The 20,167-nt window shown below is 70.2% G+C and carries 25 protein-coding genes; 13 read left to right on the top strand and 12 right to left on the bottom strand.

Going from position 1 to position 20,167, the window contains the following annotated elements; all coding sequences use genetic code 11:
* The 6 genes from ABZ815_RS51665 to ABZ815_RS51640 form a co-directional block, all read right to left on the bottom strand.
* Positions 1 to 752 (bottom strand): alcohol dehydrogenase catalytic domain-containing protein (locus tag ABZ815_RS51665; RefSeq protein ID WP_357710631.1); only part of this gene is annotated, 752 nt, incomplete at its 3' end.
* 96 nt (positions 753 to 848) lie between these two features.
* Positions 849 to 1,448, bottom strand: coding sequence for a TetR family transcriptional regulator (locus ABZ815_RS51660; RefSeq protein ID WP_357710628.1), 600 nt, complete (start codon positions 1,446 to 1,448; stop codon positions 849 to 851).
* Complete coding sequence (locus tag ABZ815_RS51655; RefSeq protein WP_357710625.1) at positions 1,448 to 2,458, bottom strand: aldo/keto reductase; 1,011 nt, start codon at positions 2,456 to 2,458, stop codon at positions 1,448 to 1,450. The genes ABZ815_RS51660 and ABZ815_RS51655 overlap by 1 nt, the downstream gene beginning before the upstream one ends.
* A 210-nt stretch (positions 2,459 to 2,668) precedes the next feature.
* Positions 2,669 to 2,857 carry a hypothetical protein gene (locus ABZ815_RS51650; RefSeq protein WP_357710623.1) on the bottom strand — a complete coding sequence of 63 codons (189 nt, stop codon included), beginning with the start codon at positions 2,855 to 2,857 and terminating at the stop codon, positions 2,669 to 2,671.
* Between the two features lie 299 nt (positions 2,858 to 3,156).
* Positions 3,157 to 3,618 carry a hypothetical protein gene (locus ABZ815_RS51645; RefSeq protein ID WP_357710621.1) on the bottom strand — a complete coding sequence of 154 codons (462 nt, stop codon included), beginning with the start codon at positions 3,616 to 3,618 and terminating at the stop codon, positions 3,157 to 3,159.
* Positions 3,619 to 3,868: 250 nt separating this feature from the next.
* Positions 3,869 to 4,315 carry a hypothetical protein gene (locus tag ABZ815_RS51640; protein WP_357710618.1) on the bottom strand — a complete coding sequence of 149 codons (447 nt, stop codon included), beginning with the start codon at positions 4,313 to 4,315 and terminating at the stop codon, positions 3,869 to 3,871.
* 272 nt (positions 4,316 to 4,587) lie between these two features.
* On the opposite strand from ABZ815_RS51640, the gene ABZ815_RS51635 reads away from it, so the two are divergent.
* Genes ABZ815_RS51635 through ABZ815_RS51625 form a run of 3 tightly spaced genes read left to right on the top strand, consistent with a single transcriptional unit; the run spans position 4,588 to position 5,566 of the window.
* A complete protein-coding gene (locus ABZ815_RS51635; protein ID WP_357710616.1) occupies positions 4,588 to 5,259 on the top strand; it encodes a hypothetical protein in 672 nt (223 codons plus the stop codon).
* Complete coding sequence (locus tag ABZ815_RS51630) at positions 5,256 to 5,426, top strand: hypothetical protein (RefSeq protein WP_357710614.1); 171 nt, start codon at positions 5,256 to 5,258, stop codon at positions 5,424 to 5,426. Before ABZ815_RS51635 ends, ABZ815_RS51630 begins: the two co-directional genes overlap by 4 nt.
* Positions 5,408 to 5,566: a hypothetical protein gene (locus ABZ815_RS51625; RefSeq protein WP_357710612.1), complete on the top strand. Its 159-nt coding sequence runs from the start codon at positions 5,408 to 5,410 to the stop codon at positions 5,564 to 5,566. The genes ABZ815_RS51630 and ABZ815_RS51625 overlap by 19 nt, the downstream gene beginning before the upstream one ends.
* A gap of 117 nt (positions 5,567 to 5,683) precedes the next feature.
* Here ABZ815_RS51625 and ABZ815_RS51620 read toward each other — a convergent pair whose 3' ends face one another.
* Positions 5,684 to 6,634 (bottom strand): zinc-binding alcohol dehydrogenase family protein, encoded by a 951-nt coding sequence (locus ABZ815_RS51620; protein WP_357710609.1) that lies wholly within the window; start codon positions 6,632 to 6,634, stop codon positions 5,684 to 5,686.
* Positions 6,635 to 6,844: 210 nt separating this feature from the next.
* Between ABZ815_RS51620 and ABZ815_RS51615 the strand changes: the two genes are divergently transcribed.
* Together ABZ815_RS51615 and ABZ815_RS51610 are read left to right on the top strand one after the other, a co-directional pair.
* The gene (locus ABZ815_RS51615; RefSeq protein WP_357710606.1) at positions 6,845 to 7,297 is read left to right on the top strand and encodes a MarR family transcriptional regulator; all 453 of its coding nucleotides are present in this window, start codon (positions 6,845 to 6,847) and stop codon (positions 7,295 to 7,297) included.
* A 303-nt stretch (positions 7,298 to 7,600) separates the two neighbouring features.
* Positions 7,601 to 8,854, top strand: coding sequence for a hypothetical protein (locus ABZ815_RS51610; protein ID WP_357710604.1), 1,254 nt, complete (start codon positions 7,601 to 7,603; stop codon positions 8,852 to 8,854).
* A gap of 620 nt (positions 8,855 to 9,474) precedes the next feature.
* Here ABZ815_RS51610 and ABZ815_RS51605 read toward each other — a convergent pair.
* From ABZ815_RS51605 to ABZ815_RS51595, 3 genes are all read right to left on the bottom strand, one after another.
* Positions 9,475 to 10,794, bottom strand: coding sequence for a serine/threonine-protein kinase (locus ABZ815_RS51605; RefSeq protein WP_357710602.1), 1,320 nt, complete (start codon positions 10,792 to 10,794; stop codon positions 9,475 to 9,477).
* Positions 10,795 to 10,854: 60 nt separating this feature from the next.
* The gene (locus ABZ815_RS51600) at positions 10,855 to 11,346 is read right to left on the bottom strand and encodes an SRPBCC family protein (RefSeq protein ID WP_357710600.1); all 492 of its coding nucleotides are present in this window, start codon (positions 11,344 to 11,346) and stop codon (positions 10,855 to 10,857) included.
* A gap of 111 nt (positions 11,347 to 11,457) precedes the next feature.
* Entirely contained in the window at positions 11,458 to 12,336 is an 879-nt protein-coding gene (locus ABZ815_RS51595; protein WP_357710597.1) for an alpha/beta hydrolase, read from the bottom strand.
* 70 nt (positions 12,337 to 12,406) lie between these two features.
* Here ABZ815_RS51595 and ABZ815_RS51590 point away from each other — a divergent pair, with 70 nt between their 5' ends.
* Entirely contained in the window at positions 12,407 to 13,015 is a 609-nt protein-coding gene (locus ABZ815_RS51590) for a TetR/AcrR family transcriptional regulator (RefSeq protein ID WP_357710595.1), read from the top strand.
* Between the two features lie 22 nt (positions 13,016 to 13,037).
* Here the strand turns inward: ABZ815_RS51590 and ABZ815_RS51585 are convergent, their stop codons facing one another.
* Positions 13,038 to 13,802 carry a TetR/AcrR family transcriptional regulator gene (locus tag ABZ815_RS51585; protein WP_357710593.1) on the bottom strand — a complete coding sequence of 255 codons (765 nt, stop codon included), beginning with the start codon at positions 13,800 to 13,802 and terminating at the stop codon, positions 13,038 to 13,040.
* Between the two features lie 70 nt (positions 13,803 to 13,872).
* On the opposite strand from ABZ815_RS51585, the gene ABZ815_RS51580 reads away from it, so the two are divergent.
* A complete protein-coding gene (locus tag ABZ815_RS51580; protein WP_357710591.1) occupies positions 13,873 to 14,730 on the top strand; it encodes an NAD(P)H-binding protein in 858 nt (285 codons plus the stop codon).
* A gap of 304 nt (positions 14,731 to 15,034) precedes the next feature.
* The gene (locus ABZ815_RS51575; RefSeq protein WP_357710588.1) at positions 15,035 to 15,364 is read left to right on the top strand and encodes a sulfite exporter TauE/SafE family protein; all 330 of its coding nucleotides are present in this window, start codon (positions 15,035 to 15,037) and stop codon (positions 15,362 to 15,364) included.
* 193 nt (positions 15,365 to 15,557) lie between these two features.
* On the opposite strand, the gene ABZ815_RS51570 is transcribed toward ABZ815_RS51575, so the two are convergent.
* Entirely contained in the window at positions 15,558 to 16,517 is a 960-nt protein-coding gene (locus ABZ815_RS51570) for a TetR/AcrR family transcriptional regulator C-terminal domain-containing protein (protein ID WP_357710585.1), read from the bottom strand.
* Between the two features lie 174 nt (positions 16,518 to 16,691).
* Between ABZ815_RS51570 and ABZ815_RS51565 the strand changes: the two genes are divergently transcribed.
* The 5 genes from ABZ815_RS51565 (at position 16,692) to ABZ815_RS51545 (ending at position 19,980) form a co-directional block, all read left to right on the top strand.
* Positions 16,692 to 17,495 (top strand): alpha/beta hydrolase, encoded by an 804-nt coding sequence (locus ABZ815_RS51565; protein WP_357710583.1) that lies wholly within the window; start codon positions 16,692 to 16,694, stop codon positions 17,493 to 17,495.
* A gap of 223 nt (positions 17,496 to 17,718) precedes the next feature.
* Complete coding sequence (locus ABZ815_RS51560; protein ID WP_357710581.1) at positions 17,719 to 18,111, top strand: hypothetical protein; 393 nt, start codon at positions 17,719 to 17,721, stop codon at positions 18,109 to 18,111.
* Positions 18,112 to 18,421: 310 nt separating this feature from the next.
* The gene (locus ABZ815_RS51555) at positions 18,422 to 18,880 is read left to right on the top strand and encodes a hypothetical protein (RefSeq protein WP_357710579.1); all 459 of its coding nucleotides are present in this window, start codon (positions 18,422 to 18,424) and stop codon (positions 18,878 to 18,880) included.
* A 176-nt stretch (positions 18,881 to 19,056) separates the two neighbouring features.
* Positions 19,057 to 19,296, top strand: a complete 240-nt coding sequence (locus ABZ815_RS51550) for a hypothetical protein (RefSeq protein WP_357710577.1) — start codon at positions 19,057 to 19,059, stop codon at positions 19,294 to 19,296.
* Between the two features lie 42 nt (positions 19,297 to 19,338).
* On the top strand, positions 19,339 to 19,980 hold the full coding sequence (locus ABZ815_RS51545; protein ID WP_357710575.1) for a cysteine peptidase family C39 domain-containing protein: 642 nt from the start codon (positions 19,339 to 19,341) through the stop codon (positions 19,978 to 19,980).
* Positions 19,981 to 20,167 lie beyond the last annotated feature (187 nt).

Below are 20,167 nucleotides of genomic sequence, written 5' to 3'. Positions count from 1 at the left end.
CGCCGCCGCACCGCCCGGCGCCCGCCGCCTGGAGCGCCGCCCCGGTCCCCCCGCCGCCCCCGTCCCACCGGCCGCCGACCCCCCCCCCCCCCCCCGCGGGCGGGGCCACCCGCCCGCACCCCCCCCCCCGGGTGGTGGCGGCGGACCATCGCGGCGAAGTCGTCCCCCCGCGGCACGACTTCGTCGGCTCCGCACTCGCGGACGAAGGTCTCGTCCTGCTGGGCGGCGTCGGCGACGACGACCAGCCCGGCCTGCTTGGCGAGCTGGACGAAGTATCCGCCGACGGTGCCGGCTGCGCCGGTGACGGCGACCGTCGCGCCGGCCGGGAGCGCCAGCGTGTCGAGTGCGAGCCGGGCGGTGAGCCCGTTCATCGGGATGGTGGCGGCCTGAACGTCCGAGAGCCCGGCCGGGATCTTCGCGACCGAGCGTGCCGACATGACGAGGTCTGCCCGGTAGCCGCCGTGCTCGCCCGAGGGCACCACGATGGCCATGACGGCGTCCCCGGTCGTGAACGGGCGGTCGACGGCGGGGCCGATCTCGGTGATCACGCCGGCGACCTCCATGCCCGGCACCCGCACCGCGTCCGCCTCATCCTGCCGCGGACGAGAACGGATCATCGCGTCGGCCGGGTTCACCGTGGCGCTGGTGACCCGGATCCTGACCTGACCGGGACCGATCGGTTCGGCCGCCAGATCGAGCTCGCCGAGAGCGTCCGGTCCGCCTGGCTGCGTCACTCCGATTGCTTGAACCATGGTCGTTCGTCCTCCTTGTTCGTTGCCGCCTGGGTGGTGATGGGCAGGGCCGACCGCGCCGCTGACGAGTCGCGGCGTGTGGTCGACCCGCTTCGGCTACGGTGATGTGGGGACGTGAAGACCCTCCAGCAGCAGGCTGCACACCTCGTCGAGTTCGGCGCCGACGCCGGGGTTCTGCCATTCGGCCGCGTGGGCGAGGTGGTGGAACTTGGCAGTGGCGTTGAAGACCACGTGGGCGGTGGCCTCCGCGTCGTCGGCGCGGAGGCTGCCGTCGGCGGCGCCGTCGGCGATGATGGCCGTCAGCTGGCCCAAGAGGTCGGCGACGTGGTCGGTGGCGACGCTGCTGTGCGCGGCCGCGAGGATTCCATAGGCGGCGAAAAGCTCGGGGTCCTCGCGGATCTTCGCCTGCTTCACGGCCAGGACGGCGTGCAGCCAGGTACGCAGTCGCCGCACCGGTGGGACCGCGCTGTCGGCGGCAATGACGGCGAGGGCGTCGCGGTTGCGGTCGAGCCAGCGCCGGGTCACGGCCTCGCGCAGCGCCTGCTTGGAGGGGAAGTGCTTGTAGACGGCGGCGTGGCTGACCCCGAGTGCCCGGGCGACGTCGACGACCGTCGCCTTGTCCGGCCCGTGTCGGCGCAGGATCTGCTCGGTGGCCGCCAGGATGGCGTTCGCGTCCAGCGGGGTTCGGGCCGGCATCAGCGCCTGCCGCCCGTTCGCTCGCTGTCCAGGAGCACGAGCAGGGCGGGGGCATAGCGTTCGCCCGCGACCGCCCCTCGGGGGACGGCCTGCTCGATCGCGTCCAGGTCGTCCTCGGTCAGCCGCAGGCCGGCGGCGTCCACCGCCTCGGTGACGCTGCGCGGTCGGCTGGCCCCGACCAGCGCGACGATGTCCTGGTGCACGCGACCCTGCGCCAGAACCCACGCGATCGCGAGCTGGGCGACCGTGGCGCTGCGGGAGGTGGCGATCTCCCGCAGCCGCTCGACCAACGCGAGGTTGGCCTCGATGTTGCCGGCGGCGAAGCGGGGCAGGTGCCCGCGATGCCGTGCGTCGCCGGCCGACGGCCGCCATGTCCCGGTCAGCATCCCTTGGGAGAGCACCCCGTAGGCGGTGACGCCGATGCCCAGCTCGCGGCAGGTGGGCAGGATCTCATCTTCGACGCCGCGGCTGAACAGTGAGTACTCGATCTGGACGTCGGTGATCGGGTGCACGGCGTGGGCGCGGCGGATCGTCTCGGCGCCGACCTCGGACAGCCCGATGCCGCGCACGTAGCCCTTCTGCACCATCTCGGCGACCGCGCCGACGGTCTCCTCGATCGGGACAGCGGGGTCCAGCCTGGCCGGGCGATAGATGTCCACGTAGTCGGTGCCCAGCCGCTGCAGCGAGTAGCCCAGGAAGTTCGGGATCGCGTCCGGTCGGCCGTTGATGCCGCGGACGCTGCCGTCCACACCGAACAACGCGCCGAACTTCACGCTCACCACGGTGCGGTCGCGATCGGCGGGTCGCAGCGCCTGCCCGATGAGCGTCTCGTTGTGCCCCATCCCGTAGTGGTCGGCCGTGTCGATGAACGTGATCCCGGCGTCGAGCGCGTTGCGAAGCGTGGCGATGCTCTGCTCGTCGGCGCTGCGTCCGTACGCGCCGGACATGCCTGCACAACCGAGCCCGACCGCCCCCACACAGATGTCGGCGCCGAATGTCCTCTGCTCCATACGAGAAACGCTAAGCGGGTTGGTAACAGATGTCAAAACTTGTAACTTGCTACCTCGGCCGTTCCGGGTCCAGAGTTGACGGCCTCTTCGAGTTCCTGGTGCGGCAAGGTCACGGTCGTGTCCGAGCGGGCGTCGTGGATTTCTCCAGAGCCGCGCAAGGGAGCAACCCAGGCATCCCCGACAACCGACGCGCGTGGGCCGGGTCACCGGTCAGTGATGGGACATGTGATACACGTACGGGACCGCCCCCTGGTCGAAGCGGACGAAGAACACGTCGACCCGGCCCGCCCCCCAGGACGCGGCGGCTGGGGCGCGCTTCTCGTCGAGGGGCCCGGTGGCGGTGTGGTCCAGCGGTTCGGCAGGTCCTCCTCCGTGCCCCGAGCTCCGGCGTCCAGCCACTGGTGCATGAGATGGTTCGCGGGGGATCGGTAGAAGACGTCCAGCCGTCCTTCGCCCCAGGATGCGGCCATGGGCCGCCCCTGCACGGTCCCGCCCCGAGCTGAGGGCCATCGAGCCGATGGCGGAGGAGTCACCGCTCCCGTCGCCCGGTCCCGCCGGCCCCGGCCGGGACTCGAACGCCGCTCCGGTCCAGGCCACCCTGGCGATCTTCTTGAAGTCCGAGAACGAGCTCCATGCCGCGTCGATGCGGTTCGGCCCCCATGAGACGGCGGTCATCGCCGGTATCGGGACACCGTGGCTCATGGCGATCCCGCGCCGTTCCGACCAGCCCGGCAGGCGCGGCATCGGAGCTGGGGCCCGCCCACGTGGTCGGTGAACCGTCCCGGGTCGGAGGCCCCAGGCGAGCTGAACAACCTCACTTCCGGCCCATGCCGGACCACGAACAGCTCCCTCACGGCCGCCGCGTCGACGCGGTCCCACGTCAGTTCGACGGCCCCGCCGATGTTCCCGACCGCACGGAAATGGCCGGCGGGCGGCGGTGGCGGCTCCACCGGAGCGGTCGCCGAGGGCAGGGTACGCGCCTGGAAGCTGTTGGCCACGATCACTCCTCCCGGGTACACGCACGCCACGATGAACGTCATCCGACGGTCGCTGGGCGGGTTCGTCCAGGTGTACCGGCCGCCCCACCCGCCGACCGAGGGATCGGCCGTGAACAGAGCGAGGTCGACGTCGATCGTGACCCGCAGGTCGAACGGGTTCACCCGGACGCGGTAGCCGCGCTCGGGCCGACCGCGGGCATCCTGGCCGGCTCGCGCACGTTCTCGCCGTCCGGGTCCGCGCCGAACTCCCGGATCGTGTCGTACGGCGCGGACATGGACGGCAACCCCGGTCCGGTGTGCGTGATCCGGCCGACTCCTCCGGTTCCGATCGGATGCTGGAGGCGTCCCGGATCGACCCAACCGGTCCGACGACCACCGGGCGTCGGACCGCCGGATCACCGGCGGACGCGGGCTACTTCTCGCAGTTTTCCTTCCGCCACTCGATCCGGACGACGGTCGCGGGCATTCGGAGATCGGTGTACTCGTGTCCCTGCCCGAGGTCACCGTCCACGGCGCGGTGAATGCATCTCGCCGCGCCAGTGCCGTCCCCATAGATGTAGATGACCCAGACGTGGTCATAGGTGTCGATCTTGCCGTTGTTGAAGAAGGAGCGGACGTTCTTGTACGGGCTGGCGGACACACTTGACCACTTGTCATCCTCCGCTGGCCAGTTCTCGCCTCGCCCGATGCTGATCTTCGTGCCTTCGGAGATGACCTCTGTCGAGTACACGCAGAAGTCTCCGGCCGCGCAGCCGTACGCCTTGTAGGAGGAGAGGGCTTCCGCGCTTGCCGACGGCGTGAAGGTCAGCCCTGCCAGAGAGATGGCGGCGACGGCTGCCGGGATGAATCTTTTCAGCATGAGATCTCCGTGATTGTCCTGAGCTGGCCCAGGTTGTGAAGGTCAAGCCCGCCGAGCAGGTGACGGCAGGCATTGGCCAGTCTTGGTGGCTGATGGATTGTCTGGAACCCCGATTCGCCACCCAGACAAAACGCTGCTCGTGGGACTGATGGCCAGAGCCCGTTCATCGCGCCAGGCTCTGTTCCGGCCTGAGCGGGAACACGCAGGTCGGCGCCCCTACCCATCACCCGCTTGGTCTCGGGTTCTTGTCTCGTTCACGCCATGGAGGCGCTGTGTCCGATCTTGTGCAGATATGGGACGCCGAACTGGCCTACACCCACACCACCCTGGCCGACACGGGCGCCGCCGTGGCCCCGCACGCGGACGGTGCCGAACCGATCTGGTGCGTCTACCGGTTCCAGCCCCCTGCCGGGATGGAGATCCACCACGCCATCCCGCACGCGCTGCTGGAATGGCGGTGCGCCCTGTACGGGCTCGATCCCGACGACGTGCCGACGCTGCTCGACATCGTGCTGCACGAGCCGTACATCCCTGGCGGGAACGACGTGTTCACTCGCACCGACCCCGGCGCTGTCAAAGTGCTGGAGGCGACGCGCGGCCTGCCGACCTGCTGGACACCCGGCATACCCGAGCACGAGCGGCGAGCGGCCTACCTGGAGCGGATCAGGCTCGTCAAGGAGCACCGCGTTCAGTTGGAAGCCGCGCCGCGGGTGCTACGCGCCGAAGCGCTGGAGTACGTCGGCTCGTCTCGGGTCGCGCCGCCGGACCCGCTTGAGCCGATCCTGTCGCTGGCCCGCCTGGACCCGGTCCGGGTCGAGGGCCGGCGGATGGCGGCCGAGTGGCTACGCGCCCACCGGGGCGACCAGCTTCCCCGGCCGACGTTTCAGCTCAAGCCCCCGGCCACGTTCATCGGCACCCAGCCCCGTACCGAGGACAGCGTGTGACCAGTGACGACATACCGAGCGTGGCGCTGTCGCTGGAGACGCTGCGCCGCCTGGTCGAGGTCGGGTTCGCCCAGGTCAACGGTCAGATCGCATTGCTGCGGCAAGAGTTGGAGCAGGTGAACGCCCAGCATGCAGCCTTGCGCAGCGGGTGGAGCAGGACCGGCTGACCGCCGACGTCCGGCACGCCGCGCTGGAGTCCCGCCTGAACGTGCTCGAACGCGAGGCGGTGACCAACGCCTCAGCCGACATCCGCGCCCCTCCCTCGGCCTCGCCATGGCCCCGCGTCCGACCATCGCCGCCGACATGAGGCGCCTCACTTGGCGACAACGGGCCGATCATGACCCCGACGCCGCGTCCCCCGCCGGCGGCTCCATCGCCCCGGAGGGCCCAGTGATCAGCGCGTTCGAGCCGCTGCTCGACGATGTCATGGCTGCCGCGTCGTATGGGGCGGCTGGGGGACGAGGACGATGCGGTCCTCGGTCTCGTCGGTCCACGCCTGCGCGACCTGGGGGAGGGGTACGGCGCGGACCCGCACGTCGATCGCGCCGGCGGTCACCGCTGAGGCCAGTTCGGGCAGCTCGGCGAGGATGTCACGGGCAGGGACCGAGCCGATGCCGCTGCCGACGATCTGCAAGCGGGCCGAGCGCAGTGCCGCGGACGGGATCGGCGCACTCTGGCCGGCGATGGATCCGATCTGGATCCAGGTCAGCGGGACGGCGCGGTCGGCGCGGGTGGTGAGCATCGGGATCAAGGCGCCGGCTGCGGGCTCGCCCCACACGTAGTCGATGACCACGTCGACATCGGCCGCGCGGCTGATCTCGTCGAAGGTGATCGTCTCGTCGGCTCCGAGGGCGGTCAGCGCTCTCAAGCGAGTGGCGTCACGGCCTGCGGCGAGGACGTGGGCGGCGCCGAACAGCTTGGCGATCTGGACCGCCATCCGTCCGGCGTTGCCGGTGGCGCCGAGGACGAGGACACGCTGACCGGCTCGGAACTCGACGCGCCGGCGCAGCGCTACCCAGGACGACATGGCCGGATTCATCGCGGCGGCGATCCGTACGGGGTCGACGCCGTCGGGCAGGATCACGCTGCGACTCGGGTCGATGAGGGTGCGGTCGGCGAACGTTCCCAGAGCTGTGTCGTCCAGGACCACGTAGCGGACGTTGCCCTCCTTGTCACGTACGACGCCGTCGACGCCTGGGACGAGCGGGTACATGCCCTTGCCGGAGTAGTGCGAGCCGTTCGCCTTGGCTCTGGTCAGATGGTGCAGACCGGCCGCGAGGACCTCGACGACGAGCTCGTCGTGGCGTTCCGTGGGGTCGGGATGGTCCTGATAGACCGGCGGAGCACCGGCTTCCGGGATGACGGCAGCATGCATGGAGACCTCCTGGGGATGGTTTGCATTTCCAACTATCTCCAGGATGGTTGGAAATGCAAACCATGTCAACCGGGCCGTGTGATCGACGCCGCATCCGTCGATCACCTGATGCGGGATCGAGTCGCGAGGCGCCCTCGGGCGACGGCGATGCCGGGCGTCCACACCTCGGCATGGTTGGCATTTCCAACCATGCCGGACTAGCATGGTGGCATGACCGTCGCCGACGACGTCATGGACGCCCTCGTCCGGACCACCTTCGAAGTGGCCGGCGTGCTGACCCGCATCGGTGGCGAGCATGATTTGTCGCTCACCCAGCTGCGGGTGCTCGGCATCCTTCGCGACCGCCGCCTCCGCGTCACCGACCTGGCCGCCTACCTCGGTCTGGACAAGTCCACGATGTCCACCCTCATCGCCCGCGCCGAGCGCCGGGGCCTGCTGACGCGCGGCAAGAACCCCGATGACGGCCGGGTCGTCGAGGTGTACATGACCCCGGCCGGGATCGAACTCACCGAACGCGTGAAGGAGGACATTCGGCGTGCCCTGACACCGGCGACCGGTCGGCTGGATCCACAAGAGCTCGGTCAGCTCGCCAACCTGCTCGACGTCGTCTCGGCCCGCTCGTCGCGCGCACACGCCGAACCGGGCCCGACTGCCGCGCGCTGATCACCGAGCGAGGCCGTGGCCAGTTCGTGCCGTCTGTGACGTACGCCCGCCGGCAACGCGTGGGGAGCCGGGCCCAAGCGCTGGAGGGGCACGACTTCCGCGCCCACTGGGCGACTCTGGCGCATCACCCTCACCTGGAAGGCGTCCTGACCGAGCACAAGCCGCTGCATGCGATCCCACGCGCGCGGGTGTTCTCGGCCGGCCGGTGGACTCGCTGCTGCGGTCTCATGTGAACCAAACGCGGAGCCGACCGAGATCATAGCTTTAGGTGTCCGTACGACCACTAATGGTGATAACTCTGGGGTGATCAACAAACAGCAGATCGCGAGCGCTCTGAGCGCCGCGCCGCCGGTCGTCCTGTCCTCCAGCGCCAGCTCCAGGGCGGGCGCCACCACCACCACCACCGCTCCTCCCGCCGCGGAGTGGAGCGACCGCTGGCAGCTGCCCGGCGGGACCGCATGGGTGTACTACGGCGAACGCAACCAGGCCCTGACCCGGCCGGTGCTCCTGGCCGACGGCTTCGGATCCGGGGCCAGCGACATCGACGAGCTCTACGACGGCCTGGAGCGGCGCGCCTTCCCGCTGATCAGCGAGCTGCGCCGGCGCGGCCGCGACGTCGTCGTCATCGGCTTCGACGACCGCGGCGCCTCCATCCTCGACAACGCGCAGACCGCCACCGCGGCGATCCACCGCGCCGCCGCCGAGCGGCTCGGCGGCACCCGCCTGCTGGCCGGCGGGTTCAGCATGGGTGGCCTGGTCACCCGCTACGCCCTGGCCCGGATGGAGACGCAGCGCATCGACCACCAGGTCGGCGTGTACTTCTCCTGGGACACCCCGCACCGCGGCGCCTACGTGCCGATCTCGCTCCAGGCGTTCGCGCACCACATCAACGCCTACGACTCGCGCTTCTCCGACCTGTTCAACAGCCCCGCCGCCCGCCAGCTGCTGGCCTGGCACCTGCCCGGCACCGACGGCGAGCCCGGCGTCGACCCGCTGCGCACCCAGTTCCTGCGCGAACTGGAGTCCGTCGGCGGCTGGCCGCGTATCCCGCGCCTGCTCGCTGTCGCCGACGGCGCGGGCAACGGCGCGGGCAACGGCACCGGCGCCGGGGAGAGCGCGCTGCTGGGCACCGGCGACCTCATCACCGGCACCGACCTGCGCACGCAGCCCAAGGCGCCGGAGACCCTGGCCGGCCTGCTTCGCCTGCTGACGCCCGACGTCATCGAGGTCCAGGCGCCGGGCGTTCCGTGCGTCGACGGCGCGCCCGGCGGCATCCTGACCGGGTTCAAGATCCTCGCCGACGCGCTCAACGCGATCGCCGAAGCCACCGGCCTCGGCCTGGACGTCGACAATGCGATCGCCGGGCACTGCTTCGTCCCGTCCATCAGCGCCGTCTCCGTCCGCGACGTCACCGAAGCCGAGCTGTACACCGACATCGACGCGCTGTCCCCGGACGAGAGCGACTTCGACGACTTCCTGTGCGCCGGCGACAACCGCGGCCACACCGAGATCACGGAAGAGGGCGCCACCTGGCTCCTGGACCGCCTGCCCGACTAGGGTTCGCTCCCCGTCCCACCGGGCGGTCCCTTCTGCAGACGGCCATCCCGGCTGCCCTCTGCTCCATTTCGGCGGACGACCACGTCCCGGAGCGGCGGGTAACAGCGGCTCCGGGGCTGCCCACTGCTCATCGGTGAGGTCATGCCGCCTCGTCACCGCTACGCCGGCCACGAGGTCTCCGGTATCTGGCTCTTCTTCGTCGTTGAACCAACTGCCGGAGGCCTCGTCGATCACCTATGACCGCCACGCCGCGACCCCTCATCACCCTGTGAAAACACGGTCCAGACCTGTAGGCCGTGCCACAGAATCCGTAGCAGGCGCTGCGTGTGGCCGGGGTCGAGGCCGGCAGGTCAGCCAGGTCGAGATCGGAGCGGACGGTGCCCCCCCTGCTGCGCGCGAAGCAGGAGGCTCGACGCGGCCGACCTCATTGTGTTTCTCGAGGAGTTCCCGCAGGTCAGCGCCGACAGCGTGAATTCTGCTCCATCGCTGCCGGGCCCCCCACACTGCCCCTGGTCGGCCAGATGTGCACCCGCGGGGACGACCGTCGGGTGCAGGAGGTGCTCTTCCACGCCGACCACGAGTCTCGAAGATCCCCCGGGAGGACTGACGCGGGCCACGCCTCAGCACATCGACGGGATGCAGGTGAACGGGTTCTCCATCGGGGACGGCGGCTGCGGCTGGGCGGGCGCCTGGGTGGGCTGCTGCGACGGCTCGCGCGTGGGCTCCGGCGGGTTCTCCGTGTGCCGGGCGGGTGTCGGGTGGGGTACTGAGCCGTCGTCGATGGGGCTGCTCACCGTGTCGCCCGTCCTGGTCGGCTGGGTGGCGGGGGGCGAGCTCCTGGGTCGGGCCCGCTGCCTGGCCGGTGGGGACGACGTCCCCCGCGCAGTGCTCTTGACCTCCTGCGGCGAGGCGGTGGCCGCGGCCGGAGCCGGGGCGGTGGTGGTGCCGGACGACGGGGGAGAGGCCGTGCCGATCGTGGCCGGGGGCGGTGGGGGCAGGGTGTCCGCGGTGATCAGCACGCCGCCCGTGACGAGCAGCGCCGCCGTGGCGGCGGCCGTCGCCAGCAGCGCGCGCCGCCGCCCCCGACCGGCCTGACGCTCCGGCGGCGGGGGAGACCCGGCGGCCGGTCCCGGTACGAAGTCGCGCGAGGTCAGCCCGGTGACCAGGTCGTCGGCGCTCGGCCGCGCGGCCGGGTCCTTCGACAGGCCGGCGGTGACGAGCCGGAGCAGGACGCCGTCCAGCCCGGAGACGGCCGGCTGCTCGTTCAGGATGCGGTTGATCACGGCGGGGGTGGAGTCGGCGCCGAACGCGGGTCGCCCCGAAGCCGCGAACACCATGGTCACGGCCCAGGCGAAGACGTCGGCCGCGGCCGTCACCGGCCCGCCGCCGATCTGCTCGGGCGCCAGATAGGACGGCGTGCCCATCAGCGGGCCCGTCGAGGTGTTGCCTGGCGCGTCCAGAGCCCGGGCGATACCGAAGTCGATCACGACCGGGCCCTCGGGCCCCATGAGGATGTTGGCCGGCTTGAAGTCGCGGTGGAGCACCCCGGCCCGGTGGATGGCGGCCAGCGCGGCGGCGGTGCTGATCGCCAGCCGCTCCAGCGCGGCCCCCTGCCGTGGTCCCTCGGTGGCGACCAGGTCACGCAGCGAGGGGCCGGGCACGTACTCGCTGACGATGTAGGGCCGCCGGCCCGCCAGGTCGGCGTTGAGCACGGGCGCGGTGGAGAACCTGGCCACCCGCCGGGCGAGCTCCACCTCGCGCAGGAACCCGTCGCGCGCGCCGGGATCGGTCAGCAGGCCGTTGTGCAGCAGCTTGACGGCCACCTGCCGGCCGGAGAGGTCGCGTCCCAGATAGACGACGCCCTGGCCGCCCTCGCCGAGCCGGGCGACGAGTTCGTACGGCCCCAGCGTACGCGGATCGTCCTCCACCAGCTGATCCATCTGGCTCCCTGCAACACATGAACGGACAGGACAGAAGATGCTGCGATGATGCCAGTTCTTTCAGGCTGACAGGCCGCTCGGGTCGGCGTCGGCGACGAGGCCGAGAACGATGTCGTGCTCCAGCAGCGCCTTGAGTGCACTGATCAGGAACGTGAAGCCGCCGGTGGAGTCGGTTACGTGGTGGACGAGTTCGTCGCCGGTGCCGGTGAACCCGGTTTCGGTGACTTGGACGTAGGTGGTGTCGTCGGGCATGGGGATGAAGCGGAACTCGACTGTGGTGGGGGCGTCGGGCGCGTAGTTGCCCCAGGTGAAGCGGATCCGACTGTTTTCGTCCACCTCTTCGACCGAGGCTTGAGTCGACGCCCCGTACATCTCCCATTCCCAGGTCAGCTCGGCGCCGGGGGTCATCATCCCGCTGCTCTTGGTGTACCAGATCTTGCTCGTGATGGCGGGGTCCACGATGGCCTGGAACACCTCGCGGGCGGGGCGGCGGATGAGCATGCCGACCTTCACCGAGGGGATCGTGGTGAGCTCGAACGTTCGTGCGGACATACGCTGGTTCTCCTTTCGCGGTCCGGCGGTAAGGGACTCGCCGGGTCTCCAGTAGGATTCTGCGGTTCGCAGCCGGTCACGGCCGTAGTCGCTGATCCGGCGTTGTCGCGGTCAGCGTGTCAGGAAGGCACGTAACGCGGTGATCAGTGCGGCCGGATTGTCCTCCTGGACGTTGTGCCCGGCGTCCGGCACGACCACGAGCTCGCCGTCCGGGAGGCGCGCGGCCAGGCGTTCGGCGGCGGCCTGGGGGAGCACCCTGCTGCGTCCGCCGCGCACGAGCAGCACCGGCGTCCTGCTCAGCTGATCGGGCAGCCGATCGATGGCCGCCAGGATGGCGGGGAAGTCCGGAGGCCGCGGATCGCTCTTCGGCACCCAGCCGCCGCCGGGTGCACGGCGGAACAGCGTGCTCATGCGGTAGGTGACACTGGCCCGGTCGGCGCGTGGATTGACCCGCATCGCGGCCTCCACCACCGTCTCCAGATCCCGCACCGGACCGAGCCCGCTGATGAACAACCGCACCCGCCAGGTGCTGTCGAAGTCCACGCCGGGCGCGACATCGACGAGCACCAGCCGCTCCACCCGAGCGGGATGCCGGTCGGCGACGTGGGCCGCGATGACGCCGCCCAGAGACATGCCGACCAGCCGGACCCGGTCGAAGCCGAGGTGATCGGCCGCGGCGACGACGTCGGCCGCGAGGGTGCCGACGCGGTAGTCACCGGACCAGCCGCTCTCGCCGTGACCTCGCAGATCCAGCGCGATCAGCCGGGCAGCGCCGCGCAGGCCGAGGCAGACGAAGTCCCACGTGTGCGCGGTCAACGCGCCACCGTGCAACAGGAGCACCGGGGATCCGGTTCCACCCCAGTCGAATCCGTGCAACCGGCAGCCCGCACGGGAGAAGTGGATCTCGCGGGGCGGCGCCGGATCGTCGATCGTGACACCCAGTGCCGTCGCCAGCTCGGTCATCGCCGGAATCGCGAAGTGTCCCCGCACGCGCCGCCTCCTTACCTTGAGCGACCAAGGTAAGCGACGCTGCCTTGACCGGTCAAGGTAAGGTGGGCGCATGCCCCCCCGAGTACGACGCCGGCCCGAGGACGCCAAGCGGCTGATCCTCGAAGCGGCGAGCAGGTTGCTCGCCGCGGGCGGCCCTGCCGCCGTGCAGGTGCGCGCCGTCGCGGCGGAGGTCGGTGTGTCCGACGCCGCGGTCAACCACCACTTCGGCACGCGGGAACGACTGCTGGAGTCGCTGCTGCGGTTCGGCGGGGCCAAACTGAAGGCCGAACTGCACATCGTGCTCGACACGTGGGCCGACGCCCCGATCGATCCCGCCGAGCTGGTGCGCACGTTGGCCGCGCTGTACGCGGGCGGTTACGCCGAACTGGCGCTCGCGCTGCACCGTTCCGGCTGGCGGGACGCCGGTAGCGGAATGCTGGACGAGGTGGTGGACCGGCTGCACGCCCAGGCTCGGCGGCAGTGCGCGGCCACCGGGCGAACGCCGCCGTCACGCGAGGCGATCCAGCTGACTGTGTGTGCCCTGCACCAAGCGGTCGCGACGGAGCCGCTGTTCGGCGACGAGTTCCGCCGGAGCGTCGGGCTGGACGACACCGCCCGGGACCGTCTGCTCGACTGGTGGATCGAGACCCTCCGCGCGACTGTCGCCGGACAGGGCTAGCCGATCGAGGTCCCTGTGGAGATCAGCCGGTCGATCGGCGATTTCGCTGGGCCGTCGCGGCGATTCCGTCGAGCAGGGCACGCAGGCCGAGGTCGAACGCGCGCAGCGCAGCCTCGGCCGCGCTGCGGTCGAGGCCGCCGTTCTGCCAGGTCTGTTCGATCGCCGGGTAGCGCGCCGGGTCGAAGATGGTCTCCCAGAACTCCTGACGGGCGGCCCACCAGTCGTCGTCGGACAGGCCGCTGAGCCGCTCGGCATGGGTGTGTTCGGCAAGGATGGCGGTCGCGGCGTCGACGAAGGTGACGACGGAGTCGCTCGCCGCGGACCTCTCGGTGGCGGACAGCCCGGTCATGGACAGAGCGGCCAGGAGGAAGTCGGCCCTGGCGAGCAGGCCGGGACCCAGGGGTGGTCGTACGGTCGACACCATGCGCAGCCACGGGTGGCGTTCGTGCAAGGCCGTGTTCTGCTTCGCGTAGTGCTCGATCCGGTCCCGCCAGGAGCCTGATCGAGTCAGGTCGAGTTCCTGCCAGGCGGAGTCCACCATCAGGTCGACCAGTTCGGCCTTGCCGGGCACGTGGGTGTAGAGCGTCATCGTGCCGACGCCGAGGGACGCGGCGAGCCGGTCCATGGTCATGGCGGCCAGTCCTTCCCGGTCCGCCAGCGCCATGGCCGCACCCACGATCTTGTCCAGGGACACCTTGGGCGGCCGGCCGCGGCCCGATCGGGCCTGTGGGGAACGCCAGAGCAGGCGCAAGGTCTCCCGAGCGTCGCCACCACCGCTGCGTTCCATCAAGCCCTCCCTTTTCCGTAGATCCTACGGTAATGTTTATCCGTAGGACGTACGGAAAAGGAGGACGCGCGTGCGAGTGCTGGTGACCGGGGCAACAGGGAACGTCGGGCGGCATGTGACAGCAGGCCTGGTCGAGGCCCACGTTCAGGTACGGGCGCTGACCAGGGACCCGGGCCGGGCCCGGCTGCCCGGCGCTGAGGTCGTCCGGGGAGATCTCACCAAGCCGGACGGCGTGCCGTTTGACGGCGTGGACCGGATGTTCCTCTTCCCGGAGCCGTCGACGGCGAAGGAGATCGTCGAACGCGCCAAGCAGGCCGGCGTTCGGCGGATCGTCGTGCTCTCGTCGGGCGCGGTGAGCGGCGGTTTCGACACGGCATTCCATCCGCTGGTCGAACAGGCCGTTCAGGAGTCCGGTCTGGAGTGGACACATCTCCGGCCGGGCGAGTTCGCCGCCAACAAGCTCTCGCTGTGGGGGCCGTCGATCCGGGCCGAGCGGCTGGTGCGGGACGCGAACCCGGACGCGGCCTGGTTTCCCGTGCACGAGCGGGATGTCGCCGATGTGGCGCTGAAAGCCCTGTTGGAGGAGGGGCATCACGGCAAGGCGTACGACATCAACGGCCCAGAGTTGATCAGCTTGCGCGGCCAGGTCGAAGCCATCGCCGACGCGCTCGGCGAAGAGGTGAGGTTCGAGGAGGTCACTCCGGCGCAGGCGCGCGAAATCTACCTGAAGATCGGAGGATTCGCTGCCGAGGCTGCGGACTTCCTGCTGGGATTCACCGACTACGACGGCAATCCGGCCGATCCGGCCGACAGCATGGACTTCGATCCGAGCACCTTGGGCCTGTTGCCCACGGCGCAGTCCGTGACAGGCAGCCCGCCGCGGACGTTCGCGCAGTGGGCGCGGGATCATGCCGAGGACTTCCGCTAGAAGAACTCTTCGCGGTTCGGGTCGATCAGAGCGGCTGGTCCCGTCCGTTCGAGCGGCGCGGACGCGGCGGCCGAGGCCCGTCGGGCAGGCACCTGGAAGAAGCGCGGCCATGACGGCGGCCCGGCCCGCGGCCGTCGTCACCGCTCCTTGCCCTCACCTCTTGACCGGCACTCCGGTTCATGCAGGTCTGGCGGGCCTGGTCCGAGCGATACCGCCGGCGGCTTCGGTGGCCACCGGTCAACTGAAGGGGCAAAAGCCTGGAGCTCGTGGCTCCCGCGAGCGTGGGAGCCGGAGAGGCCTCCCGGTGGCCCTGCCCACCCTCCCCCTGACTCAACTGGCCAGTGACGGCGGCCGCGTCTGGTTCAACCGGCGTGCGGTCCGGTGGCGGCTCATCAAGTGGTACGCCCTGGGCGCCGTCCCCTTCGCCCTGGCCGGAGGTCTCCTGCTGCCCTACGTGCCGGTCGATCCGCTCACGCGCGTTCTCGGCGCGTTTCTCATCATCACCGTCTTCTGGCGGCGGTTTCAGCCGGCGCGCGCGGTACCGGCCGACAAGACGTTCGCCGTCATCGGCGCCGGTTGCGTCCGGCTGTCGTTGCCGGAGCGTGGCTGGGCAGAAGAACCGTCGCCCGGATGAACGCCCAGGCCCTCGTGCTGGTCATCGAGGCTGGAGCAGTCGTCGCGGCGATCTTGCTGCTCGCCGGGATCTCAGCCGGGACGCATCCTGGACGACGTCGTCAGGGCGGCGGTCAGGTGCATGCGTGCGACGCCCTGCGCCATGCGTCCATCAGTTCCTCTCGCCGAGCTCCAACCCGACCAGGCGATCCGCGTCACGCACGCCCGGGCTCGCGACCGCCCTTCTGAACGGGCTCGCCGATCAGCGCCACGATGCCCTCCAGGAGGCGGTGAAGCCCGAATTCGAACAGGGTGTCCAGGTCGAGTGAATGGAGTGGGACGAGTGCGAGATTCGGGAACGCCGGATCGCCTGGGGGCCCCATCAGCGCCGGCGTGCCGCGGGTGTCCATCCACTGCTCGTCGGTGATCCCCGAGTGGGCCGCGGCCGCGGCCTCGGACTCCAGGCCCGCGGCCACCCCGCGGACGTAGGCGGCCACGCAGACATGGATGTGCAGGCTTGTGGCCGGGTCCAGGCCGAGTCCGTCCAGGGCGCGCATCACCCACTCGCTGTGGACCATCGCGCGGGGAGCGAGCAGGGGGCGGGTGAAGGAAACGGCCTGCGCCAGCCACGGGTGACGCTGATACATGGCCCACTGCTGCCTGGCTGCCGTCTCCAGGCGGCGGCGCCATCCGGACGGCAAGGGCTCCGGAAGCGGGAACTCGCCGAAGGCAGCGTCAGCCATGAGCAGGATCAGCTGCTCTCTGCCGGATATGTGGCGGTAGAGGGCCATGGTGGTGACGTCCAGATCGGCGGCGAGGCGGCGCATGGACAGTGCGGGCAGCCCCTCGGCGTTGGCGACGGCCAACCCCGCGCTGACGATCCGGTCCCGGTCCAAGGGCGCCGTCGGACGTCTGCGGTCGTGCGGCGTCCTCGGGGAGATGCCCGTGGTGTCGACGACCGTGCCGACGCCGGGAACCGGCCGCGCCAGGCCGGCTTGCCGCAGGGCGGTCAGCACCTTGGTGGCGGTGGCCATGGCGACGCCGAACTCCCGGACGATCTGCCGCGTGGAGGGCAGCAGATCACCCTGGCGGAGCTCGCCGCGTTCAACGCGTCGGCGCAGCTCGGCGGTGATGCGCAGGAAGGGTGGATCAGAGGAGGGCTCGGCAGGGCTCATCGTAGGGGTCCTCCCATGGGCCGCACTAGTGCACCTACGCTCAGGTCGGCCGTTGCGCCAGCCGCATCGCCCCACTTGAACCTGCTGTACTAGTGCGCGCTTGTGGTGGGTACCTCCGCAGTCTACGGTGCATACATCCAGCCGCAACCGCCTTGAAGCGATCGGAGCACCGTGATGCCCAGCACGCTCCCCACCCCGGTACGCGCGGCACTGGAGCTGGACGGACGCCACCTGTCCTACCTCGACTTCGGCGGCCCCGGCGAACCGCTGCTGGCACTGCACGGACATCTCGACCAGGGCATGATGTGGAGCGGCCTGGCGGCCGAGCTGGGTCCGCACTGGCGGGTCATCGCGCCCGACCAGCGAGGGCACGGCGAGTCGGACCGAGCCACGGACTATTCCCGCGAGGGGTACGTCGCCGACCTCGCGGCCTTGCTGGAGCGCCTGGACGTCGGCCCGGTCGTGGCTCTGGGACACTCCCTCGGCGGCCTGAACGCCTACCAGCTCGCCGCCCGTCACCCGGCCCTCGTCCGCGCCCTGGTCATCGAGGAGATCGGCGCCGTCGTCTCAGGTCCGAGTCGTCTGGACTTCCTGCTGTCCAGTCCGTACGAGGCCGCCACGCGCGACGAGCTGGTCGCCGGGCTCGGCGCAGCGGGCCCGATGTTCGCGGACCGCCTGCGGCAATTGCCCGACGGCACCTGGCGCCTGCCGTTCCATCCCCACGACACGGTCGAGTCGGAACGCTCCAACTGGGGTGACCACTGGGCCGACTGGCTGGCGACCAACGTCCCCGCGCTGCTTCTGGTGGGCGAGAACAGCCCGATCACCAGCGGCCAGGCGCACGAGATGGCCGAGCGGCGACCGCACACCCGGCTGGTGACGCTCCACGGTGACCACTTCCTCCATCTTCAGGACCCGGCGGGTTTCACCGGCGCACTCCAGGACTTTCTGCGAACGCTCGACATCACCTCCGCGTGACGAGCAGCTGACGTCCCGCCGCGTCCCAGCCTCGTCGCCAAGGTCCTGGCACCCCGCCGCCGTACCCAGGGGGTGACCGTCAGCGTCGTGGCAGGAGCCCCATGCGAGGGGATACGCCCCCGCTAGGCTGCTTGACGTGAACCAGCCCCCATATCGGCAGTTTCCGGCACCGATGTCCCCGCCGGGTAACGGTCCGCTCCGGAAGCGGCCGGGACTGCTCGCTGTGATCATCTTGGTGGCTTGCCTCGGTGTGAGCCTCGTGGGCGTCGGCGGATATCTGGTCATCCGCGCCGTTATCAAGCCCGCAGCCAGCGACGTAACCGCAGTCATCTTGCAGCCGACCGCTACGAAACCAACAAAAGACGCGATCATGCAGCGCCTGGTGTCGATGCCGCAGGCCGATACGGTCTACTACGCTTCACCCGACGAGCTGCCTGAGTGGTTTCCCGGGAGCCACCCATGGGGCGCCATTCATCCTGATGCGTATCTGGTGAAGCTGCGGCCGGGCATCGATCCCGACACCCTGCAGGCGAGCCTGCGCACCTGGCCGGGGGTGTACATGGTCACCTACGTGACCGTCACTGATCTGACCATCGGCACGGGTGGGACCGAGTGATCACCGGCCGCTGTCGCCGCGGTTGGCGCTGCTGTCGATCCTGCAGGTCACCGAGAATGGGTTTCGACCACTCTGTCTCCCGCCGGAAGCGACACTGCTTCCGTCGGTCCACTGAGTGGACCGAAGATTGCCCGTCGCCGTTCGGCACCCACAATATGGAGCTGTCAAGGGACGATTACCGTCTGTGACGGACCGAAGGTCGAGCAATCGGACGGCAGGCGCTTCCGGCCTTGAGGCGGCGTCCGACCGCCGTCGACGCGACACCCATGTCCGGCGGCGGCGATCAGCCGTTCACGAAGGGGAGGCCACGATGAGCACCCGATCGGCGAGGGTTCTGTCACGAGCACTGATCGCAGCGGTGGTGGCGGGCGCTGTGACGATGGCGCCGGGCCTGACCGGCACGAGCGGTGCCCTGGCCGCGGCCGACCCGACCTGCGGGAGCTGGATCTCCAGTCTCGTCTTCCCCGGTCTCTCGGCCCGAGCCTGTATCTGGGGGACCGGTGCCGCCTGGAAGCAGGCCCAGACGGAGGTCTTCAACGGCACGGGATTCTCGGTGGAGGTCGAGAACCTCACCGCCCGCCTGGAGTCTCTTCCCGCGGACGCCCGCTGCGTCAACATCAGCCTCCAGAACGGGCAGACGGCGTTCTGCGGCACCCGCAGCGTGCCCGACAACAACCCCTTCCAGTTCGACCGTGCCCTGGGCTCCGCCCAGGTCACCGATCTGGTCAGGCGGGAGCAGTTCTCCTTCGAGTCCCCCTTCGTGGGCTGAGCGACGGCGGCGCTTCTCAGCGTTGGTGGAGAGTTCGCCTCGTATGCCTGACCTCGGTGATCGTTCCGGCAGCGCACGTCGGACGAGTCGGCGCAGGATTGTCACGGCCTCGACGTCGAACGCGTCTCTGTCGTCCGTGTCAACAAGCGGATCGATACCGGCCAGCGGAGCGCTGAATGAGGCGCGCATCGCCGATGGGGTGGTTCGCCTACTGGTCGCAGCACGACCAGGTGGCCGCCGCCGTCAGGATGCTCCCCGGGACGCTGCTCACCCAGCCGATGGTCGCGGCGGACGGGAGCGGAACGATCAGCGGCAAGTCCGCCAGGATGGGCCGGCACTCAAGGCCGGCGAAGCACCCTACGACCTTCAGCGCGGCGAACACGTCCAGCTCATCCTCCCACCTGCGTTCCAAGTGAGCACAAGCGGATTCGAAGGAGGGGGACGGAGACTGCCGCTCCATGCGTGTTCCTGTCGTACTCCAGCACAGCATGGTCGAATGCGGCGCCGCATGTCTGGCGATGGTCCTCGGCGCGTACGGACACCGCGTCTCGTTGCCCGCGCTGGCGGCCGAGATGGGCGTGGGCCGGGACGGTGTCAGCGCGCTCGCGCTGGTGCGTGTCGCCCGCGCGCACGGCCTGGACACCCATGCGCTCTCGGTACCCGCAGCCCAGGTACCGGAGCTGCCGTTCCCCGCCATCGTTCACTGGCGGGCCAGGCATTTCGTGGTCGTGGAGCGGGTGGCCGGGGACGTGGTGACGATCGTCGATCCGGGCGTCGGACGGTTCAGGATCGCCACAGCGGAGTTCGCCCGTGACTACAGTGGCGTAGTGCTCACGTTCACTCCCGGGGCAGGATTCCAGCGCGGGCGCTTCGGGGATCGGCGGGCCTGGTGGGCACGCTATGTCCCGGTTCAGCGTCCTGGACCACGGGGCTCTCGTGGCCGCTTTGGTACTCCTCAGTCTTCTCCCGCCGGCGTCCGGCTGTCGCGGCGCAGTGGTCCAGGCCGCTTCCCGGACGCTCACGTGAAGAACCCGATGATGCTGCTGAGCATGCAACGACGACGCGACGGCCCGCCGGCCGAGGCACCCTCACGGCCTTGAGCGATCACCGGTGGCTCGGCACCGGGTGTGATCGCTCAAGGCCGTCTCGATGTCCGCGGGACGATCAACCCGCGCTCAGCAGGCTCAGCGCTGGAGTGTGAGCAGACCCGGTCGGTAGGGCAGGAGGCCGTAGTCGCCGCCGGAGCTGGGGCTGCGTCCCTGGTAGAGGAGTTGGAGGTTGCAGGGG

The organism is Nonomuraea sp. NPDC047529, from assembly GCF_040642995.1.
Lineage (GTDB): Bacteria > Actinomycetota > Actinomycetes > Streptosporangiales > Streptosporangiaceae > Nonomuraea.
Note: the sequence above shows the minus strand (reverse complement) of the source record. Positions and strands in the feature narration are given on the sequence as shown.

Bases quoted from the DNA above. Each gene is read 5' to 3' on its own strand.
- ABZ815_RS51640 (WP_357710618.1), bottom strand. From the start codon at position 4,315: ATGCTGAAAAGATTCATCCCGGCAGCCGTCGCCGCCATCTCTCTGGCA.
- ABZ815_RS51565 (WP_357710583.1), top strand. From the start codon at position 16,692: ATGCCCAGCACGCTCCCCACCCCGGTACGCGCGGCACTGGAGCTGGAC.
- ABZ815_RS51570 (WP_357710585.1), bottom strand. From the start codon at position 16,517: ATGAGCCCTGCCGAGCCCTCCTCTGATCCACCCTTCCTGCGCATCACC.
- ABZ815_RS51615 (WP_357710606.1), top strand. From the start codon at position 6,845: ATGACCGTCGCCGACGACGTCATGGACGCCCTCGTCCGGACCACCTTC.
- ABZ815_RS51600 (WP_357710600.1), bottom strand. From the start codon at position 11,346: ATGTCCGCACGAACGTTCGAGCTCACCACGATCCCCTCGGTGAAGGTC.
- ABZ815_RS51555 (WP_357710579.1), top strand. From the start codon at position 18,422: ATGAGCACCCGATCGGCGAGGGTTCTGTCACGAGCACTGATCGCAGCG.
- ABZ815_RS51655 (WP_357710625.1), bottom strand. From the start codon at position 2,458: ATGGAGCAGAGGACATTCGGCGCCGACATCTGTGTGGGGGCGGTCGGG.
- ABZ815_RS51545 (WP_357710575.1), top strand. From the start codon at position 19,339: ATGCGTGTTCCTGTCGTACTCCAGCACAGCATGGTCGAATGCGGCGCC.
- ABZ815_RS51605 (WP_357710602.1), bottom strand. From the start codon at position 10,794: ATGGATCAGCTGGTGGAGGACGATCCGCGTACGCTGGGGCCGTACGAA.
- ABZ815_RS51585 (WP_357710593.1), bottom strand. From the start codon at position 13,802: ATGGAACGCAGCGGTGGTGGCGACGCTCGGGAGACCTTGCGCCTGCTC.
- ABZ815_RS51660 (WP_357710628.1), bottom strand. From the start codon at position 1,448: ATGCCGGCCCGAACCCCGCTGGACGCGAACGCCATCCTGGCGGCCACC.
- ABZ815_RS51620 (WP_357710609.1), bottom strand. From the start codon at position 6,634: ATGCATGCTGCCGTCATCCCGGAAGCCGGTGCTCCGCCGGTCTATCAG.
- ABZ815_RS51550 (WP_357710577.1), top strand. From the start codon at position 19,057: ATGAGGCGCGCATCGCCGATGGGGTGGTTCGCCTACTGGTCGCAGCAC.
- ABZ815_RS51590 (WP_357710595.1), top strand. From the start codon at position 12,407: ATGCCCCCCCGAGTACGACGCCGGCCCGAGGACGCCAAGCGGCTGATC.